5 protein-coding genes are annotated in these 21,466 nt (G+C 70.1%); 3 read left to right on the forward strand and 2 right to left on the reverse strand.

Going from position 1 to position 21,466, the window contains the following annotated elements; genetic code table 11:
• Nucleotides 1–190: 190 nt before the first annotated feature.
• From F3087_RS22655 to F3087_RS22665, 3 genes are all read left to right on the forward strand, one after another.
• Nucleotides 191–16,867, forward strand: a complete 16,677-nt coding sequence (locus tag F3087_RS22655) for an amino acid adenylation domain-containing protein (protein WP_396897576.1) — start codon at nucleotides 191–193, stop codon at nucleotides 16,865–16,867.
• Between the two features lie 259 nt (nucleotides 16,868–17,126).
• Entirely contained in the window at nucleotides 17,127–18,119 is a 993-nt protein-coding gene (locus F3087_RS22660) for an alpha/beta hydrolase (RefSeq protein ID WP_150404133.1), read from the forward strand.
• 114 nt (nucleotides 18,120–18,233) lie between these two features.
• Nucleotides 18,234–19,481, forward strand: coding sequence for an Nramp family divalent metal transporter (locus F3087_RS22665; protein WP_263407232.1), 1,248 nt, complete (start codon nucleotides 18,234–18,236; stop codon nucleotides 19,479–19,481).
• Nucleotides 19,482–19,511: 30 nt separating this feature from the next.
• Here the strand turns inward: F3087_RS22665 and F3087_RS22670 are convergent, their stop codons facing one another.
• Nucleotides 19,512–20,537 carry an SDR family oxidoreductase gene (locus F3087_RS22670; protein ID WP_150404046.1) on the reverse strand — a complete coding sequence of 342 codons (1,026 nt, stop codon included), beginning with the start codon at nucleotides 20,535–20,537 and terminating at the stop codon, nucleotides 19,512–19,514.
• Nucleotides 20,538–20,589: 52 nt separating this feature from the next.
• Nucleotides 20,590–21,411 (reverse strand): enoyl-CoA hydratase-related protein, encoded by an 822-nt coding sequence (locus F3087_RS22675; protein ID WP_150404047.1) that lies wholly within the window; start codon nucleotides 21,409–21,411, stop codon nucleotides 20,590–20,592.
• Between the last annotated feature and the right edge of the window lie 55 nt (nucleotides 21,412–21,466).

The following is a 21,466-nucleotide window of genomic DNA, read 5'->3' on the forward strand; positions in this document are numbered from 1 at the left end:
GGTCCGCTGCCCGGATCGCACGGGCTGTGTTCGGCGTGCGCCGGTGGGGTCGGTAACGATGGGCATGCGCGCGGTCGATGATCATGGGGGCGGGGAGCATCGAGGCGGGTTTGCGGCGACAACAGGCAGGGTGAGGCTTCTCCATGGTTCGGTCGGTCGGGCAGCGGTATGACGACGCGCGCGCTGTGGTGTGCGCATGACTCGACCGGCACGCGTTCGGCCCACCCGAACCAGGCGATCCCGCGTCACCACCCTGCCGCAGCTGCTGGCCACCGCGGCCGAGGCGAACCCGAGCGGTATCGGGGTCGCGTTCGCCGACGCCACGGGCACGCTGGCCGAGCTGAGCTACGCCGAGCTGGATGACCGCTCGACCAGGCTGGCCCGACTACTCATCGGCCGCGGTATCGGGCCGGAGGATCTGGTGGCCATCGGCATCCCGCGGTCGATCGACTCCGTGGTCGCGGTCTGGGCGGTGGCCAAGGCCGGCGCCGGCTTCGTACCGGTGGACCCGAACTATCCCGCCGACCGGGTCGAGCACATGGTCGTCGACTCCGGCGCGGTCTTCGGCCTGACCGTCGCCGCGGTCCGCGACGAGCTACCGGACCGGGTGGACTGGCTGCCGATCGACACCGCCGACTGCGCCCGGCTGCTCGAGGAGTTCCCCGCCGACCCGGTGACCTACATCGACCGGGTGCGGCCGCTGCGGGCCGAACATCCCGCCTACGTGATCTATACGTCGGGTTCGACCGGCAAGCCGAAGGGCGTCGTCGTCACCCAGGCCGGTCTGTCGAGCTTCTGCGACGAGCAGCGCGAGCGGTATCGGGTCACGAGCGATTCGCGGACTTTGCATTTCGCGTCGCCGTCGTTCGACGCGTCGGTGCTGGAACTGCTGCTCGCGGTCGGCGGCGCGGCCACCATGGTCGTCGTCGCGCCGACGGTGTTCGGCGGCGAGGAGCTCGCGGCGCTGATCCGCCGGGAGGGCGTGACGCACGCGTTCATCACCCCGGCCGCGCTGGCGTCGGTGGATCCGTCCGGGCTCGACGAGTTGCGCGTGGTGGTCGCCGGCGGCGAGGCGTGCCCGCCGGAGTTGGTGCGGCGCTGGGCCGCACCGGTTTCCGGCAACCGGATCCGGGAGTTCTTCAACGGGTACGGGCCCACCGAGACCACCATCATGACGAATATCAGTGCGCCGCTTGCCGCGGACGCACCGGTGACCATCGGCGGACCGATCCGCGCGATCACCGAGTACGTGCTGGACGAGCAGATGGTGCCGGTCGCCGCCGGAGGTGTCGGCGAGTTGTACATCACCGGTGCGCAGCTGGCCCGGGGCTACCACGACCGAGCCGGGCTGACGGCCTTGCGGTTCGTCGCGAATCCGTTCGAGGCCAACGGGTCCCGGTTGTATCGGACCGGTGACCTTGTTCGACTGGCATCAGCATCGCGTAGCGATTCGGTGGGGGGCGGTGGTCGGGCGACGGGTGGGCCTGACTCGGGCGAGTTGGAGTACCTGGGCCGCAACGACTTCCAGGTGAAGATCCGCGGGTTCCGGATCGAGCTGGGCGAGATCGACGCGGTACTCGCCGCGCACGAGACCGTCGACTTCGCGGTGACCGTCGGGCACGACCTCGACAGCGGCGCAACGATCCTCGTCTCCTACGTGCACTCCGCGCCGGGCATGGACGCGGACGCCGCCGAACTGGCCGCCGTAGCCGAGCAGAGCCTGCCCGCGCACATGGTGCCGACGGTGGTCATGGTGCTGGCCACGATCCCGCTGACGCCGGTCGGCAAGCTGGACCGGGCCGCGCTGCCCTCGCCGCGCTTGCAGACCAAGGTGTTTCGCGCGCCGGTCGGCCCGCTGGAGGAACTGGTCGCGGACGTCTTCGCCGAGTTACTCGGGCCCGGCGCCCCGGTCGGCGCGGACGACAACTTCTTCGAACTCGGCGGCAACTCGCTCATCGCCACCCAGGCCGCCGCCCGGCTCGGTGCGGCGCTCACGGCGCGGGTGCCCGCGCGACTGATCTTCGAAACCCCCACCGTCGCCGGGCTTGCCGAGCGGATGGAGACGTTGAAGGGCGCGGGTGATAGGCGTGCGCTCGCGCCGACCGAACGCCCGGAACACATTCCGCTGTCGCTGGCCCAGCAGCGGATGTGGTTCCTCAATCAGTTCGATACCGCCTCGGCGGCGAACAACATCCCGTTCGCCATCCGGTTGTCCGGGCTGCTGGACGTGTCGGCGTTGCAGGCCGCGATCACCGATGTGATCGAGCGGCACGAGACGCTGCGCACCGTGTACCCGGCCATCGACGGCACCGGCTACCAGGTGATTCTGCCTGCGGCCCAAGCCGTTCCGGACCTGGCCCCGAAGCCGCTGGCCGAGCACGAGGTGGCGGACTGGCTGCGCGGGTTCGCACTGGCCGGCTTCGACGTGGCCGCCGAGGTGCCGCTGCGCATCGCGTTGGCCGAGCTGTCGCCGAGCGAGCACGTGGTCGTGGTGGTCGTGCACCACATCGCCGCCGACGGCGCGTCGGTGGCCCCGTTCCTGCGAGATCTGCTCGGCGCCTTCCTGTCCCGGCGCAACGGCGCGCCGCCCGCGGTACCGCCGCTGCCGGTGCAGTACGCCGACTACACGCTGTGGCAGCGCGAGGTGCTCGGCGCCGAGTCCGATCCGACCTCGGTGGCCGCCGCGCAGATCGCCTACTGGCGGCATGTGCTGGCGGGCATTCCGGATCGGCTGGAGCTGCCCGCGGACCGGCCCCGCCCGCCCATTGCTTCCGGCGGCGGCGCGGAGTACACGTTCGAGGTGAGCGCCGAGGTGCATCGCGGACTCATCGAGCTCGCGCAGCGCTCGGGCGCTTCGGAATTCATGGTGGTGCACGCCGCGTTCGCGGCCCTGCTCGCCCGGCTCACCGGCACCGACGACATCACCATCGGCACACCCGTCGCCGGTCGTGGCGAACGTGAGCTCGACGGGCTCATCGGCATGTTCGTCAACACCCTGGTGCTGCGCACCCCGATCGACCTCGGCGCCTCCTTCCTCGATCTGCTCGACGCCACCAAAGAGACCGACCTGGCCGCGTTCTCGCACGCCGAGCTGCCGTTCGAGCGACTGGTCGAGGTGCTCGACCCGGTTCGCTCGCAGGCGCATCACCCGCTGTTCCAGGTGGCGCTGTTCTTCCAGAACCTGACCAGGGCGCAGGTCGAGCTGCCCGGATTGTCCGCGCAGGCGGTCGATTTCGACGGCGCGGTGGCGAAGTTCGATTTGCAGCTGACGGTGGTGCCGAAGCCGGAGAGCGGGTTCTCCGCGCAGTTCCTCTATGCCACGGATCTGTTCGACGAGGCCACCATCGCGGAATTCGCGCGGCGGTTCGAGCGGCTGCTGGTCGCGGTCGGCGCCGATCCGGAACGCGCGGTCGAGGAGATCGACCTGCTCGCTCCGGCGGAGCTGGCGCGGATTCTGGTCGGCTGGAACGAGACTCGGCACGCGGTCGCGCCCGAGTTGCTCCTCGATGGATATCGGCGGGCGGCCGCGGCGCATCCGGACGCCATCGCGCTGGTGCACGAAGGCGCGACGCTTGCCTATCGCGAGTTCGATGAGCGGGTCAATCGGCTTGCTCGGTTGTTGATTTCGCAGGGTGTGGGCGCGGAGTCGTTGGTGGGTCTGGCGATTCGGCGTTCGCTTGATCTGGTTGTCGGTATGTACGCGATCGTCACCGCGGGTGGCGCGTATGTGCCGTTGGATCCCGATCATCCGGCCGAGCGGATCGCGCACATCCTCGACACGGCACAGCCCGCCTGCGTGGTCACCACGTCGGCGGACGCGATCGAGGTGCCGGCCGGTATCGAGGTGCTGACCCTGGATACGGTCGATACCAACGCTTTCGACGGTGCCCCGGTCCGTCCGGAGGAACTGCTCCGGGCGGTGCTGCCGCAGCACCCGGCCTATGTCATCTTCACCTCGGGCTCCACCGGTCGTCCCAAGGGCGTCGCGGTGTCGCACGCGGCGATCAACAATCAGATCGAGTGGATGCTGGCGGAGTACCCGCTCGGCACCGACGATGTGTACCTGCAGAAGACCGCGACCACGTTCGACGTGTCGCTGTGGGGTTTCTTCATGCCGCTGCGGGCCGGCGCGACCCTCGTTGTCGCCACCCACGACGGGCACCGCGATCCCGTTTATGTCGCGGAAACCATTGCCGCACAGCGGGTCACCGTCACCGACTTCGTGCCGTCCATGCTGACCGTGTTCGCCGCGCACACCGCGGCGGATGCCTGCCCGACCCTGCGGGACGTCTTCGTGATCGGCGAGGCGCTGCCGCCGGAGACGGTCGGCGCGTTCCGCGCGGTGTCGGCGGCGCGCGTGCACAACCTCTACGGCCCGACCGAGGCCGCGGTGTCGGTGACTTACTGGCCCGCCGACGGCTCGGATACCCGTTCGGTGCCGATCGGGTTGCCGCAGTGGAACACCCAGGTCTACGTGCTCGACGCCCGGTTGCGCCCGGTACCCACCGGGGTGCCCGGCGAGCTCTACCTCGCCGGTGATCAGCTGGCGCGCGGCTACGTCCGCCGACCGGATCTGACCGCCGATCGATTCGTGGCCGATCCGTTCGGCTTCGGCGAGCGCATGTACCGCACCGGCGACCTGGTGGTGTGGCGTGACGCCACCGCCGGTCGCGCGCATCGGCTGGAGTACATCGGCCGCACCGACTTCCAGGTGAAGTTCCGCGGTCAGCGCATCGAACTCGGCGAGATCGAGACCGCGCTGCTGGCCCAGCCCGCGGTGAACCAGGCGGTCGCGCTGGTCAGCCAGTCCACGCTGGGCGATCAGCTGGTCGCCTATGTCGTTGCCGCGCCCGGACATTCGATCGAGCAGCCGGAACTGCTCGCGGCCATCGCGGAAACGCTGCCCGCCTACATGATTCCGACGGCGCTCGTGCCGCTGGACGCCTTCCCGCTGAACCCGAGCGGAAAGCTGGATCGCAAGGCGCTGCCCGAACCGACCTTCAGCGCGCGCGAATTCCGCGCGCCCGCAACACCGGTCGAAGAGATCGTCGCCGGGGTGTTCGGCGAGGTGCTCGGCCTGGACCGGGTCGGCGCCGACGACGACTTCTTCGCCCTGGGCGGCAACTCGCTGATCGCCACCCAGCTGGTGGCCCGGCTCGGCGCCGCGATGGACGCGAAGGTGCCGGTGCGCACGCTGTTCGAGACGCCGACCGTGCAGTCGCTGGCCGCCGCGATCGAATCCAGGACGCACGCCGAGCGGGGCGTGCAGCTCGGCAGCATCGCCCGGCCCGAGCAGCTGCCGTTGTCGCTGGCACAGCGGCGGATGTGGTTCCTCAACCGGTTCGACCAAGCCGACGGCGACGACGCGGCCGTCGGTTCGGCCGCCTATAACCTCCCGTTCGCGCTACGGCTGACCGGCACGCTGGACGTCGCCGCGCTCGGCGCGGCCCTGGACGACGTGGTGAGCAGGCACGAGGTGCTGCGCACCGTGTACCCGGAGAACGCCGACGGTCCGGTGCAGGTCGTGCTGCCCGCGAGCCTGGTGGCCCTGGACGTCACCGCCCGGCCGGTGGCCGCGGCCGACGTGCCCGGCGAGGTGTACGCGCTGGCGTCGACGCCGTTCGACGTGACCGGCGAGGTGCCGGTGCGCGTGCGGCTGCTCGAAATCACCGATGGCACAGCGGGTTCGGACTATGTGCTCGCGGTGGTGGTGCACCACATCGCGGCGGACGCGTCCTCGATGGGCCCGCTGGTGCGCGACGTGATGATCGCCTACGCCGCACGGACCGCAGGCGAGGCGCCCGGCTGGAATCCGTTGCGGGTGCAGTACGCCGATTACGCGCTGTGGCAGCGGGCGGTGCTCGGCGACGAGACCGACCCGGAGTCGATTGCCGCGCAACAGATCCTGTTCTGGCGCAAGCAGCTGGCCGGCCTGCCGGATCTGCTGGAGTTGCCGACGGATCGGCCGCGTCCGGCGATCGCGTCTATGGCCGGTGCCCGGGTGGACGTGCGGATCGATGCCGCGACCCACGCCGGTCTCGTGGAACTCGGCCGCGCGCAGGGCGCGACGCTGTTCATGGTCGTGCACACCGCGCTGGCGGTGCTGCTCGCCCGGCTGTCGGGTTCCGGCGATATCGCCATCGGCACCCCGGTGGCCGGTCGCGGCGAGCGTGAGCTGGACGACCTGATCGGCATGTTCGTCAACACCGTGGTCTTCCGGACCGGCTTCGACGGCGGCGAATCGTTCACCGATGTGCTTGCGCGGCAGCGCGATACCGATTTGCAAGCGTTCGCGAACGCGGACATCCCGTTCGAGCGCCTGGTCGAGGTGCTCAACCCGCCGCGTTCCACCGCGCACCACCCGCTGTTCCAGGTCGGGTTGTCCTTCCAGAACATCGCGCGCACCGCGCTCGAACTACCCGGGCTCACGGTGGCCGGGGTAGACGCGGATCTCGATGTGTCGCAGTTCGATCTGCACCTCATCGTCGGCGACGGCTACGACGAATCCGGCGCGCCCACCGGCATCGGCGGGTTCTTCACCTACGCCACCGATCTTTTCGACGCCGCGACCGTGCAGGGCTTCGCCGATCGGTTGTCGCGGATCCTCGCCGCCGTGGTCGCCGACGCGTCGACACCGGTCGGCGATATCGACCTGCTCGCGGGCGGCGAACGCGACTCGGTCCTGGTGCGCTGGAACGAAACCGCGCACCCGGTCGACGCGACGACGCTGCCGTCGTTCCTGCAACGCGCGGTGCTGGCCGCGGCCCCCGAGGCGGTCGCCGTGGTGGCCGACCTGCCCGACGGCGCCCGGCACGAGCTGAACTACGTCGAGCTGGACACCCGGGTGAATCGTCTGGCCCGGTACCTGATCTCGATCGGGGTCGGGCCGGAAGCGCGGGTGGCGCTCGCCTTCCGCCGCTCGGTGGACCTGGTCGTGGCGATGTACGCGGTGGCGAAAGCCGGTGGCGTGTATGTGCCGGTCGACCCGGACCAGGCCGCTGAACGCACCGATTACATCCTCGCGACCGCCGCACCGGTGTGCGTGCTGACCAACGCGGACGCCGAATTCGACACCGAGGCAGCGCCTCTGGTGCCCATCGACGAGCTGGTCCTCGGCTCCTTCGCCAGCGGACCGCTCGCGGACTCCGAGCGTGTCGCGCCGTTGCGGCCGGAGAACACCGCGTACGTGATCTTCACCTCCGGCTCGACCGGCCGCCCGAAGGGCGTCGCCGTCTCGCACGCCGCGATCGCGAACCAGTTGCACTGGAAGACCGCCGAATTCGACCTGTCCGACGACGACGCCGTGCTGCTCAAGACCGCCGCGACCTTCGATCTCTCGGTCTGGGAGTTCTGGTCGGCGGTGGCCTGCGCGGGCAAGCTGGTGATCGCCGCACCGGACGGGCATCGCGACCCGGCCTACCTCAACGACCTGATCATCCGGGAATCGGTGACGACGCTGCACGCCGTCCCGTCCATGCTGGATGCCCTGCTGGTGCACACCGGCACCGCGGCCGACCCGGAACCGTCACCGCTGCGGCGCGTGCTCGCCATCGGCGAGGCGTTGCCCGCTGCCCTGGCGCAGCGATTCCTGCTGGCGCACCCCGGCGTTCGCCTCGACAACCTGTACGGCCCGACGGAGGCCGCGGTCTCGGTGACCCGGCATCGGGTGACTGAGGCGGACCAGGGTTCCGTGCCGATCGGCACGCCCGAGTGGAACAGCCAGACCTACGTGCTCGACGGCCGCCTGCGCCCGGTGCCGGTCGGCATCTCCGGCGAGCTGTATCTGTCGGGCAGTCAGCTGGCGCGCGGCTACTTCGGCCGCGCCGACCTGACCGCTGATCGGTTCGTGGCCAACCCGTTCCAGTCCGGCGCGCGCATGTACCGCACCGGCGACCTGGTCGCCTGGAACCGCGACGGCGAGCTGGAGTACCAGGGCCGCACCGACTTCCAGGTGAAGATCCGCGGCTTCCGCATCGAGCTCGGCGAGATCGAGGCCGCGCTGCTTGCGCTGCCGGAGATCGCGCAGACCGCGGTGGTCGCCAAGTCCGATCCCAAGACCGGTGATCGCCTGGTGGCCTATCTGGTTCCCACCGCGGAAGCTGTCGCCCCCGCCGGGCCGGCCGGTTCCTTTGCCGTCCAGGCCGCAGCCTTCGCCGCGCAAGCCGCCGCCGAGGCGGGCGGACCCGAAGAGCCCGCCGGTCTCGATGTGGCACAGGTGAAGTCGGCCCTGAGCGAGGCGTTGCCGTCGTACATGGTGCCGTCGGCGTTCGTGGTGCTGGAGGAGCTGCCGCTCAATGTGAACGGCAAGCTGGATCGAAAGGCGTTGCCGGAGCCGGAGTTCGAGGCGCTGGTGTTCCGGGCGCCGTCGACGCCGATCGAGGAGATCGTCGCGTCGGTGTATGCCGAGGTGCTCGGCGTCGAACGGGTCGGCGCCGACGACGACTTCTTCGCCCTCGGCGGTAACTCGTTGCTGGCCACCCAGGTTGCCGCGCGGATCGGCGCGGCGCTCGATTCGCGGGTGCCGGTGCGCGCGCTGTTCGAGGCGTCCACCGTCGCCGGGCTCGCGGTCAAGGTCGAGCACACCACGACCGAGCACACGCGCAATCCGCTGGTCGCGCAGCCTCGCCCCGACCACATCCCGTTGTCGTCGGCGCAGCAGCGGATGTGGTTCCTCAACCAGTTCGACACCTCGGCCGCCGTCTACAACATCCCCGCCGCGATCCGCCTGTCCGGCGACCTGGATGTCGACGCGTTGCAGCAGGCCGTCGCCGATCTCGTCGCCCGGCACGAGATCATGCGCACCGTCTACCCGGAGACCATGGCCGGTCCGGCGCAGCGCATCGTTGCGCCGCACGAGGTTTCGGTGGATCTGGCGCCCGCGCAGATCGGCGAGGAACGGGTCGCGCACGAGGTGCAGCGCATCGTCTCCGCCGGTTTCGACGTCACCATGGAGGTGCCGTTCCGGGCCCGGCTGTTCCAGCTCGCGGCCAGCGAGTATGTGCTGGTGTTCGTCGCGCATCACATCAGCGCCGACGGCTGGTCGATGGGCCCGCTGACCCGGGACCTGATGCTGGCCTACGCCGCCCGCAGCGGCGGCGAGGCGCCGTCCTGGGCGCCGCTGCCCATCCAGTACGCCGACTACGCGCTCTGGCAGCGCAGCGTGCTCGGCAGCGACGACGATCCCGAATCGCTCGCGGGCGCCCAACTCGCCTACTGGACAACCGAACTCGCCGACCTGCCAGACGAGCTGAACCTGCCGGCCGACCGGCCGCGCCCCGCCGCGCAGAGTTTCGCCGGCGGCAAAACTGATTTCGTCATCGACGCCGACGTGCACGCCGCGCTGGTCGGACTGGCCAAGCAGCACAACGCGACGCTGTTCATGGTCGTGCACACCGCGCTCGCGGTGTTCCTGGCGCGCATGTCCGGCACCGAGGACGTGGCCATCGGCACCCCGATCGCGGGCCGCGGCGAAGCCGAACTCGACGATCTGATCGGCATGTTCGTCAACACCCTGGTCCTGCGCACCCGGGTCGCGGCCGATCTCGGCTTCACCGACCTGCTCGCCGCCAACCGGGAGACCGACCTGCGGGCCTTCGCCAACGCGGACACCCCGTTCGAGCGGCTGGTCGAGGTGCTCGATCCGGAGCGGTCCGCGGGCAGGCACCCGCTGTTCCAGGTGGCGCTGTCCTTCGAGAACCTGGCCGCGACCAGCTTCGAGCTGCCCGGCCTGAACTTCGCCGCGCTCGACCCGGCGGCCGACACCGCCAAGTTCGATCTGCTGCTGACCATGCGCGAGCAGCGCACCGAGGCGGGCGCCGAGGCCGGGCTCGCCGCCGAATTCACCTATGCCCGTGACCTGTTCGACGAGCAGACGGTCAGCGAGTTCGGCCGTCGCTTCCGCGGCATCCTCGCCGCCGTCGCGCAGGACCCGGCCACCGCGGTCGGCGACCTGGAGATCCTGGACGAGTCCGAGCGGGCCGACCTGGTCTCCCGGGCCGGCGCCGAAGCCGCCGCGCCGCGCAGCCTGCCGGAGCTGATGGCGTCGGCGGTCACCCGCAATCCCACCGGCGCCGCGCTCGTCGTCGGCGGACGGTCCTTCAGCTACGTCGAACTCGACGCAGCCTCTTCGCAATTGGCCCGCACGCTGATCGATCGCGGTGCGGGCCCGGATGTGCTGATCGCCCTGGCCATCCGGCGTTCGGTGGAGTCGCTGCTCGCGCTGTGGGCGATCGCCAAGACCGGCGCGGCGATCGTGCCGATCGACCCGACCTACCCGGCCGATCGGATCGCGCACATGGTGGCCGATTCCGGTGCGGCACTGGGCGTCACGCTGACCGCCGAGCTCGGCGGCCTGCCCTCGATGGCGGGTGGCCGGCCCTGGTTCGTGCTCGACGATCGCGACTTCACCTTCGATGTCGCGTCCCGCTCGGACCGCCCGATCAGCCTCACCGAACGCCACGGCCCCATCCGGAGCACGAACGCCGCGTACGTGATCTACACCTCGGGCTCCACCGGCCTGCCCAAGGGCGTGGTGGTCACCCACGCGGGCCTGGCCAACTTCAGCGCCGAGCAGGTGGAGCGTTACGAGCTCGACCAGACCACGCGCGCACTGGCTTTCGCGTCCCCGTCGTTCGACGCGTCGATGCTGGAGCTGCTGCTCGCGCTCGGCTCGGCGGGCGCGCTGGTGGTCGCGCCGCCGCAGACGTTCGGCGGCGACGAACTGGCCGAACTGATCCGGACCGAGGGCGTCACGCACGCGTTCCTCACCCCGTCCGTGCTCGCTTCGCTCGACCAGGACGCGCTGTCCGGCATGCAGGCCATCGTGGCCGGCGGCGAAGCGGTGCCCGCCGACCTGGTCGCCAAGTGGGCGGTGGCCGAGAACCGGCGCTTCCACAACGGTTACGGGCCCACCGAGACCACGATCATGACCAACATCAGCGATCCGCTGCGGGCAGGGGAGCCGGTGACCATCGGCGGCCCGATCCGCGGCATGCGGTCGCTGGTGCTCGACCGCAGGCTGCGCCCGGTGCCCGAAGGTGTTGCGGGCGAGCTGTATCTGGGCGGCATCCAGCTGGCACGTGGCTATCACGCCAGGCCGGGGCTCACCGCGGCGCGGTTCGTCGCCGATCCGTACGGCCGGCCGGGTGAGCGGCTCTACCGCGCAACGATGCTCGTCTCCTACGTGCTGCCGGCCAAGGGCGTGACGCTCGATGTCGCGGCGCTGACCGAGCAGCTCGGCGCGACGCTGCCGGAGTACATGGTGCCGACGGCCATCGTGGTGCTCGACGAGATCCCGCTGACCCCGGTTGGCAAGCTGGATCGGCGCGCGCTGCCCGAACCGGCCATCGAGACAACGGCTTACCGGGCCCCGCAGACCAAGGCGGAGCTGACCATCGCCGAGGTGATCGGCGAGGTGCTCGGCATCGACCGGGTCGGGCTCGACGACGACTTCTTCGCCCTCGGCGGCGACAGCATCGTCTCCATCCAGGTGGTGTCGCGCTCGCGCGGGCGCGGCGTGACCTTCACCCCGCGTGACGTTTTCGAGTCGCGCACCGTGGCCGCGCTGGCCAAGGCCGCCGTGGTCGAGGACGGGCCGGGCGACGAGTCGGGCGACCTGCCGCTGACCCCGCACGCGGCCCGGCTGCTCGAAACCGGCGTCGAGGTCCGGGCCATCTCGCTCGACGTGCCGGAGAGCTGCGCGGTCGAGGCCGTGCACACCGCGGTCGGCAAGGTGCTCGATCAGCATCCGATGCTGTGGGTGCGGCTCGACCGCGAGGGCGACGTTCCGGTGCTGCGGATTCCGCCGGCCGACGAACGCACCGGCGAGGCGTTCCGCCGCCTGGACGCGCAGCACGGCGAAACCACGCTACCCATCGATGATGTGGTGCAGGCAGCTGCCGCGGCGCTCGATCCCGAGCAGGGCCGCAACATCCATTTCGTGCTCACCGGCGGACCCGAGGGCCGGTCGACGCTGATCGTCGTCGCCAACGGGCTTGTGGTGGACGACATCTCGTGGCGCACCATCGTGGATCAGCTGACCGCGGCGTGGAGCCGGGGCAGGCACGCCGCTCCCGCGGCGCCGGAATCCGGTCTCGGCGTGCTCATCCGCGCCCTCTCGGCCAAGGCCCACGATCTGCGGACCGTCGGCGAATTGGGCTGGTGGGAGCGGGTTCTGGCGACCATCCCGGAGGGGAATGTCGCGGACGGGCGCGATCTGCGGGCGCGCAGCCGGGTTTCGCTGGCCATCACCGCGGAAGGCGCCGCCGCGGTGGCCGCCGCCGCGGCGGCCTATCACGCCACCGTGGACGACGTCCTGCTCACCGCGGTCGCGCTGGCCCTGCAGACCGCGGCGGGCGATCCGGTCACGCGCGCCCTCGGTTCGGTGATCCGGTTGTCCGCCGACGAGCGGTCCGCGACCGACGCCGACGAGAACATGGTCGGCGGCTTCACCACCGAATTCCCGCTTCCGTTGCGGCTCAGCCGGATCGACGCCGACGACGCCCTCGTCGGCGGCCCGGCCGCGGGCGCCGCGCTCGCGCAGATCAAGGAGCTGCGTCGTTCGGTGCCCTCGCAGGGCGTCGGCTACGGCCTGCTGCGCTACCTGAACGCGGACACCGCCGCCGATCTGAGCGAACTCGGTCGCGGCCGCTTCGCGCTGCGCTACCGGGATCTGCGCCCGGCCCGAGTGCACACCGACACCACGGCCGACGACCTGCTGCTCGACCTCACGGTCGACGCCGCGGACGACGGCCTGGTCGCCCGATTCGACTACGCCTCCGCCGCATTCGCCGGCGACGCGGTGAAAACCTTTGCCGAGCACTGGATCTACGCGCTCGGCGGGCTGGCCGAGCACGGGTTGCGCGCGGAGGGCGTCACCTTCACGCCGTCGGACTTCACCCTGGTCCGGTTGAAGCAGGCCGACATCGACCGCCTCGCCGCCACCTATCCGAACCTCACCGACGTGTGGCCGGTGACGCCGTTGCAGTCGGGCATGCTGTTCCACGCGCTGCTCGCCGAGTCCTCGGTGGACGTCTACACCACCCAGTTCGTCCTCGACCTCGGTGGCGACGTCGACCCGGGCCGGATGCACCGGGCCGCACAGGCCGTGCTGGATCGGCACGACAACCTGCGCGTCGCCTTCGCCGAGGACGCGGCGGGCAATCCGTTGCAGATCGTGCAGGACTCGCTCGAAGTGCCGTGGCGGCTCATCGATCTCAGCCGGCTGGAGCCGGACGCCGCGGCCGTGGAGCTGGCCGCGATCAAGGCGGCCGACCTGGCCGATCACTTCGACATGCGGACCGCGCCGCTGCTGCGGTTCGCGCTGATCCGTTCGTCGGCCGACGCCTTCCACCTGCTGGTGACCAGCCATCACATCCTGATCGACGGCTGGTCGATGCCGCTGCTGATGAAGGACCTGCTGACGCTGTACGCGCTCGGCGGCAATTCCCGGCATCTGCCCAAGGTTCCGTCGTATCGCGGCTACCTGGCCTGGCTGGTCGCGCAGAAGGCCGACGCGGCGCGCGAGGCCTGGCGCACCGCGCTCAGCGGGATCACCGAGCCGACGCCGTTGGCGCCGGTCGATCCCGGCCGCGAAATCTCCGCCGGGGTCGGCGAAGTCGGCTTCGAGCTGGCCCAGTCCGACACCACCGCGCTCACCCGGCTGGCATCGGGCCTCGGCGTCACGGTGAACACGGTCGTGCAGGCGGCGTGGGGTCTGCTGATCGGGCGCAGCGTCGATCGCGACGATGTGGTGTTCGGCGCTACCGTCTCCGGTCGCCCGCCGCAGCTGGACGGCGTCGAGAGCATGGTCGGGTTGTTCCTCAACGCGATCCCGGTGCGGGTGCGCCTCGGCGCGACCGACACGCTCGGCGGCCTGCTGCGTCAGCTGCAAGGCGAGCAGGCGGGTCTGCTGGACCACCACTACCTCGGGCTGAGCGATATTCAGGAAACCATCGGCGTGGAAGGGCTTTTCGACTCCCTGGTGGTGTTCGAGTCCTTCCCGGTCGATCGCGACGGTCTGGACAAGGCCAGCGACATCGACGGTTTGAGCGTCACCGGCGTCGGCGCGGTCAACGGCACCCACTACCCGCTCACCGTGATGGTGGTGCTGGACAGTCAGCTGCGGGTGTCGGTGAAGTACCTGCGCGACCTGTTCGACGAGACGGCGGCACAGGCGCTCGCGCAACGGCTTTCGGCGTTGATCCGGCGTTTCGTGACGAACCCGCAGGCCCGGATCGCCGACATCGACGTGCTGCTCGATACCGAACGCGCCGAGTTGGCCGCCCGCAACGCCACGGAAGTGCCGGAGCTGCTGGACGACGCGACGCTGCTGTCGCTGTTCGACGCGCAGGTGGCGCGCACGCCGGACGCACCGGCGGTGCGCTACGGCGACGTCACGCTCAGCTACGCCGATCTCGACCTGCGCTCGCGGGCGCTGGCCGGGGAGATCAGCCGATGGGGCATCGGCGCGGAATCGCGGGTCGGCGTGGCCATGCGGCGCGGTATCGACCTGGTCGTCACCATCTACGGCGTGCTGCGGGCCGGCGCGGGGTACCTGCCGATCGACCCGGATCACCCGGCGGAACGCAACGAGTACGTGCTGGCCGGCGCCAATCCGGCCTGCGTGCTGACCACCACCGCCGACGCGTTCGAGACCGACACCGATATCGCGGTCGTCGCGGTGGACACGCTCTACCTGCCGCTGGAGTCGGTCGCGTTCACCGACACCGACATTCACCCGGACAACGTCGCCTACGTCATCTACACCTCCGGTTCCACCGGCCGGCCCAAGGGCGTGGTGATCACGCACCGGCAGATGGTCAACCAGTTCCGCTGGGCGCAGCGGGCCTACCCGCACGACGCCGGCGACGTGGTGCTGCACAAGACGCCGATCACCTTCGACATCTCCACCTGGGAGTTGTTCTGGCCGTTGCAGACCGGCGCCTCGATCGTCGTCGCCGAACCGGACGGTCATCGCGATCCGGTGTACCTGGCCGAGACCATCGCCGAAAACGCGGTCAGCACGGTGCATTTCGTGCCGTCGATGCTGGACGCGTTCCTGGGTCCGGAATCGGCGGCCGAGTACCCGAGCCTGCGCCGCGTGTTCGCGGCGGGCGAGGCGCTGACCGCCGAGACCGCGACCGCCTTCGCCGCCGCCCTGCCGAACACCGAGCTGGTGAACTGGTACGGGCCCGCCGAGGCGACGGTCGTCACCGACTACGCGGTCGAAGAGGCTGCGGCCGTGGCGATTCCGATCGGCGCACCGGTCGCCAACACCCAGGTGCACGTGCTCGACCGGCAGCTGCGCCCGGTGCCGCCCGGCTCCGCGGGTGAGCTGTACATCGCGGGCGTTCAGCTGGCCCGGGGCTACCTCGGAGCACCCGCCCTCACCGCGGAGCGTTTCGTCGCGCACGAGGGCGGTACGCGCCTCTATCGCACCGGTGACATCGTCCGCTGGCGGGCCGGTGCGCTGGAGTACCTAAGCCGCAGCGACTTCCAGGTGAAGCTGCGCGGTCAGCGGGTCGAACTGGGCGAGATCGAGACGGTGCTGCTCGGCCTCGATTCGGTGCGCCACGCCGCCGTGAGCCTGGTCGGCGGCAGCACCGGAGACCGGCTCGTCGCTTACCTCGTGGCCATGCCGGGGGAGACCATCGACCAGACCGCGGCGCTGCTGCACGCGCGGGCCGCGCTGCCGTCGTACATGGTGCCGTCGGCGTTCCTGGTCCTGGATGCGTTGCCGCTCAACGCCAGCGGCAAGCTCGACCGTAAGGCGCTGCCGGTGCCCGAACTCGCCGCTCGGCCGTACCGGCCGCCGACCACTCCGCTGGAGCGGACCATCGTCGAGGTGTTCGCCGAGATCCTGGGCGCCGACCGGGTCGGGCTCGACGACGACTTCTTCGACCTGGGCGGCAATTCGCTGGTCGCGACCCGCGCGGTCAGCCGGTTGCGCACGCTCACCGGCGCCGAGGTCCGGGTGCAGTGGTTCTTCACCGACTCCACCCCGGGCTCGCTGGCCACCCGCATCCTCGCCGCGCTGGCCGGCGACCACGACTACGACCTGGACTCGAACGCCGCGCTCGGCGTGCTGCTGTCCATCCGCACCCGGGTGCCGCACGACATGGCCCCCGCGGAACCGCTGTTCTGCATCCATCCGATGTACGGATTGTCCTGGTGCTACGCGGGTTTGGCGCGCTACGTGCCGGCCAGCAGGCCGATCTTCGGCTTGCAGTCGCCCGCGCTGTCGGAGGACGGGTACCTGCCGGACTCGCTGGCCGAGATGGCCGCCCGGTACGTCGCGGAGATCCGGGCCGTGCAACCGCAGGGGCCGTACCGGCTGCTCGGCTGGTCGCTCGGCGGCGTGCTCGCGCATGCCATCGCGACCGAATTGCAGGCCACCGGTGAGCAGGTCGCGCTGCTCGCGATGCTGGATAGTCACCCCGACATCGACGTGACCGACTTCCGCGCGGCGATCCGGGAGGCGCTCAGCGAACTCGGTATCGGTGCCGACGCGCTGCTGCCTGCCGACGGCGACATCCACGACCTCAGCGACGAGGCGCTCGCCGCGCTGCACGCCACCATCCCGCCGGACATGGCCGTGCTCACGCCCGAGCGGGTGCGCCGGATCTACCGCAGCGCGGTGCGTTCGGCCGAGCTCATCGCCGAGCATCGCCCAGAGGTGTTCTACGGCAGACTCGATTACTACAGCGCGGCTGGTCACGACACCGCGGCGGCCAACTGGCAGCCGTTCGTCGACGGTCGTGTCGAAGATCACCCGGTCGGTGTCGCGCATGATCAGATGACCACGCCGGAGGCGCTGGCCGAGATCGGCCCGAGTCTGTCGGACCTGCTCGATCCGCGGACGCACTAGGTGGGTCGGGCGCGCCCGAAACGGGGTAGTTCAGGCATGATGGGGCAACGCTGCGGTAACGATCACCTCTTTTGCCGCGACTACATAGCCCGTATGGTCTGCCGTGGTGTGTCCAGGGCATCGACCGCAGGGCACGTGGGGTAATGCAGATGGAATCTCGAGACGAAGCGAAGGTGCGAAATTGATACGTCGACAGACCCGGCGCAGCGGCCTGCGTGCCGCCGCGGCGATCGCGGCCACTGCGGTCCTCGCGGGAGTGATGACCGGCCTCGGCGTGACCCCCGCCTCCGCCGCTGACCCGATCATCGACGGCAAGAGTCTGCTGGCCAATCCGACCGCGCCCGACGGCTCGAAGATCACCAAGGCCGAATACAAGGACGCGCGCAACATCCGGTTGTACGTGTACTCGGCGGCGATGGATCAGAAGGTCATCATCGACGTGCAGCGCCCGGCCGACGCGTCGGTCCCGCGCCCGACCCTGTACCTGCTCAACGGCGCCGGCGGCGGCCAGGACGATGCCTCCTGGCAGGCGAAGACCGATGCGCTGGCGTTCCTTTCGGACAAGAACGTCAACGTGATCCAGCCGATCGGCGGCAAGTGGAGCTACTACACCGACTGGATCAAGGACGACCCGACGCTGGGCCGCAACAAGTGGAAGACCTTCTTCACCGAGGAGCTGCCGCCGCTGGTCGACGGCGCGCTGGGCACCAACGGCGTGAACGCGATCGCCGGCCTGTCCACCTCGGGCACCACCGTGCTCGCGCTGCCGATCGCGAAGCCCGGCCTGTACAAGGCGGCCGCGGCCTACAGCGGCTGCGCCCAGACCAGTGACCCGGTCGGCTCGGAGTTCGTCAAGCTCACCGTCGAGACCTGGGGCGGCGGCAACACCGAGAACATGTGGGGCCCGCCGGGAGCGCCGGACTGGGCGGCCAACGATCCGTATGTGCACGCCGAGGGCCTGCGCGGACTCGACCTCTACATCTCGACCGGCAACGGTCTGCCCGGCCAGTACGACACGCTCGACGGCAAGTACGCGCTGCCCGGCGCCTACGGTCTGGCCAACCAGATCATCATCGGCGGCGTGATCGAGGCGGGCACCAACTTCTGCACCAACAACCTCAAGGGCAAGCTGGACTCGCTGGGCATCCCGGCGACCTACAACTTCCGCAACAGCGGCACCCACTCGTGGGGCTACTGGCGCGACGAGTTCCAGCTGTCCTGGCCGGTCCTGGCCCGCGGCCTGGGCATCTGACCGACCCACTAAATACCGACCGACCGCCTGGTTATACCTTCGGGTATGACCAGGCGGTTGCTTTTTACGGGTAGGGCTAACGAAAAAGTTCGGGAACCCGTAAAATTCTGTTCTGTGAGTACGACGATGGCGGAGTCCGCTAAAGCTGCGTCCCAGCGGGCCCGTGCGGCCGGCCTCTTGCTCGGCCCTGCCTTCGTGGCGGCGATCGCGTACGTCGACCCCGGCAACGTGGCGTCGAATATCAGCGCAGGCGCGAAGTTCGGGTACCTGCTCGTGTGGGTCATCGTGATGGCCAACGTGATGGCGGGGCTCGTCCAATTCCTTTCGGCCAAGCTGGGATTGGTGACCGGCATGTCGCTGCCGGAGACGGTGCGGGAGCGGTCGGGGCGGGGCACCCGGCTCGCCTACTGGGGGCAGGCCGAGATCGTCGCGATGGCCACCGACCTGGCCGAGGTGGTCGGCGGGGCGATCGCGCTCAACCTGCTGTTCCAGCTGCCGCTGCTGGTCGGCGGCGGGATAACCGGCGTGGTGTCGATGGGTCTGCTGCTGGTGCAGGACCGGCGCGGGCAGCAGCCGTTCGAGCGGGTGATCACCGGTCTGCTGGCGATCATCGCGATCGGCTTCCTGGCCAGCATCTTCATCTCACCGCCGTCGGTCGGCGGCACCCTCGGCGGCCTGCTGCCCCGGTTCCAGGGTTCGGAGAGCGTGCTGCTCGCCGCCGCCATGATCGGCGCGACGGTGATGCCGCACGCGGTGTACCTGCATTCCGGCCTGGCCAGGGACCGGCACGGCCACCCGCCGGTCGGACCGCAGCGGGTCCGGCTGCTCAAGATCACCAAGGTCGACGTGGTGCTGGCGATGCTGCTGGCCGGCACGGTCAACCTGGCGATGCTGCTGATGGCGGCGAATACGTTGCGCGACCGCGAGATCGAGACCCTGCAGGACGCGCACACCGCCGTCGGCGACGCGCTCGGCCCGGTCGCGGCGCTGCTGCTCGCGATCGGTCTGCTCGCCTCCGGCCTGGCCTCGACCTCGGTCGGCGCCTACGCGGGCGCGATGATCATGCAGGGTCTGCTGCGCCGCCACATCCCGTTGCTCCTGCGCCGCCTGGTCACCCTGATCCCGGCCCTGATCATCCTCGGCGTCGGCATCGATCCCACCCGCGCCCTGATCATTTCGCAGGTGGTGCTGTCCTTCGGCATCCCGTTCGCGCTGATCCCGCTGGTCCGTTTCACCAGCGACCGTGCCCTGATGGGCAACGACGTCAACCACCGCGTCACCACCACCCTGGCCTGGCTGATCGCGGCCATCATCTCGGCCCTCAACGTCGCCCTGATCTATCTGACGGTCACCGGCGCCTGAAAGCTGAACGGCGGCTGGGGCATTCGGTGATCAGACCCAGTTCTCGATCCAGTACTTCCAGATGAGGGGGGCGTAGCCGGCCAGCGGGGGGACCTTGATGTCGGTGCCGGCGAGGGCGGCGGTGGTGTTGCGGCAGTCGAACCAGCAGCTGAATTCGCTGTGCTGCAAGATGTCCCGGGGGATGCCGACGCGGGGGAGGAGCCAGCTGGCGCCGGGGACTTGCCGCACCATGTCGAGGGCGCGCTTGGGCATCACCTCGACCAGGTGGGGTGCGCCGGCCTCGTCGGCGAACAGGTTCAGGGCGTCGGCGACGGTCTGTCTGCGGGGATCGACCAGGTGGTAGGTGGTCGCGTTCGAGCCGGGTTGGTGCGCAATGTGATCCAGGGCGCGGGCGACGAAATCGACCGGGACCATGTTGGTTTCGCCGAGCTTGGGCACGAGCACCGGCAGGATGCGCGGGAGCTGCGCGCCCATGCGCAACAGGCGGAAAAGGTAGTAGGGGCCGTCGATTCGGTCGATCTCGCCGGTCCGGGAATGGCCGATCACGATCGACGGCCGATAGATGCGCCACGGCATGGCGGCGGCGCGGACGATCCGCTCGGCCTCGAACTTGGTTCGCTGCGCCGGTGTGGTCAGCGACTGGCCCTCGTCGAACATGTCCTCGGTGAACAGGCCCTCCGCCGAACCGGCCACGTCGACCGTCGAGACGTAGTGCAGCAGACCGGCTTTCAGGCTTTCGGCGACGTCGACCAGATGCCGGGTGCCGTCGCTGCGCTCGGCGAGGTCGTAGCTGGACGCCAGATGGAAGACGTGGTCGATCGTGCCGCGATGGTCGGCCAGCCAGGTCGGATCGATACCCAGACCGGGCGCGCCGAGATCGCCGGGCACCGGCCGCACCCGATCCTCGCCGCCCCACTCGCGGGCACAGTAGGCGAACCGGTCGGCGGACTCGGCGCCCGGCCGTACCAGCACATGGATGTCACCCTCGCGTTTCAGCAACTCGGGGATGAGGAACCGACCGATGAACCCAGTTGCCCCGGTAGCCAGGTAGCCCATAGCCGAGGAGCTTAGCTGTCCCGCTGCGCCGAGCCTTCAGGCCGGAGCCGTGTCAGTCGCCGAAGACCGGTTTGCGCTTGGTGAGCATGGCCGTGGCGCCCTCGAGGAAGTCGGGGGAGGTCAAAAGCTCGGTCTGCCCGGACTTTTCGGCCGCGAGGGCGGGGGCGAGGGCGGTCAGGGTCGCTTGGTTGAGGGCTTGCTTGGTCAGTTCGAGGGCGCGGCGGGGGCCGGTGGCGAGTTTCGCGGCGGCGGCCTCGACCTTCTGGTCGAGCTCGGTTTCGGGGAGCACGGCGGTGAAGAGGCCCGCCTGTTTGGCGGCGGGGGCGGGGAGGCGCTCGCCGAGCAGGGCCATCTCCGCGGCGAGCGGGCGACCGGCCGCGGCGGCGATCATGGCGGCGGCACCGCCGTCGGGCATCAGGCCGATGTTGATGAAGGCGAGCAGGAGGTAGGCGTCGTCGCTGGCGTAGACCAGGTCGGCGGCCAGGGCGAGGGCGACGCCGACGCCGGCCGCGGCGCCCTTGACCCGGGCGATCACCGGGATGGGGGCGTCGACGATGGCCTGCACCAATCGGTTGGCGGCGTCCATCGTCATGTCGGGGGTGATGCCGCGCTGGGCCTCGCGCACGGTGGCGGAGAGGTCGGCGCCGGTGCAGAAGTCGCCGCCCGCGCCGGTCAGCACGATGGCCCGCACCGACTTGTCCTGCGCCGCGTTCACGAAGGTGTCGCCGAGGGCGACCATGGTGTCGTAGTCGACGGCGTTCTTGCGCTTCGGGTTGGCGATGGTCACCCGCAGCACCTTGCCGTCGTGCACCGCCGAAAAGCCGGCCGCAGGCGTGGATGACACGTCTACTGCCGCGGAATCGGTATTGCTCATGTTTGCTCCTACGCTGGAACTCAGCGGCTACCCTGCCATGAATACTGGTTAACTT

The organism is Nocardia colli, assembly GCF_008704205.1.
In the GTDB taxonomy this organism is placed as follows: domain Bacteria; phylum Actinomycetota; class Actinomycetes; order Mycobacteriales; family Mycobacteriaceae; genus Nocardia; species Nocardia colli.

Excerpts from the sequence above, each read along its gene's own strand:
- F3087_RS22660 (WP_150404133.1), top strand. The coding sequence starts at position 17,127 with ATGACCGGCCTCGGCGTGACCCCCGCCTCCGCCGCTGACCCGATCATC.
- F3087_RS22670 (WP_150404046.1), bottom strand. The coding sequence starts at position 20,537 with ATGGGCTACCTGGCTACCGGGGCAACTGGGTTCATCGGTCGGTTCCTC.
- F3087_RS22675 (WP_150404047.1), bottom strand. The coding sequence starts at position 21,411 with ATGAGCAATACCGATTCCGCGGCAGTAGACGTGTCATCCACGCCTGCG.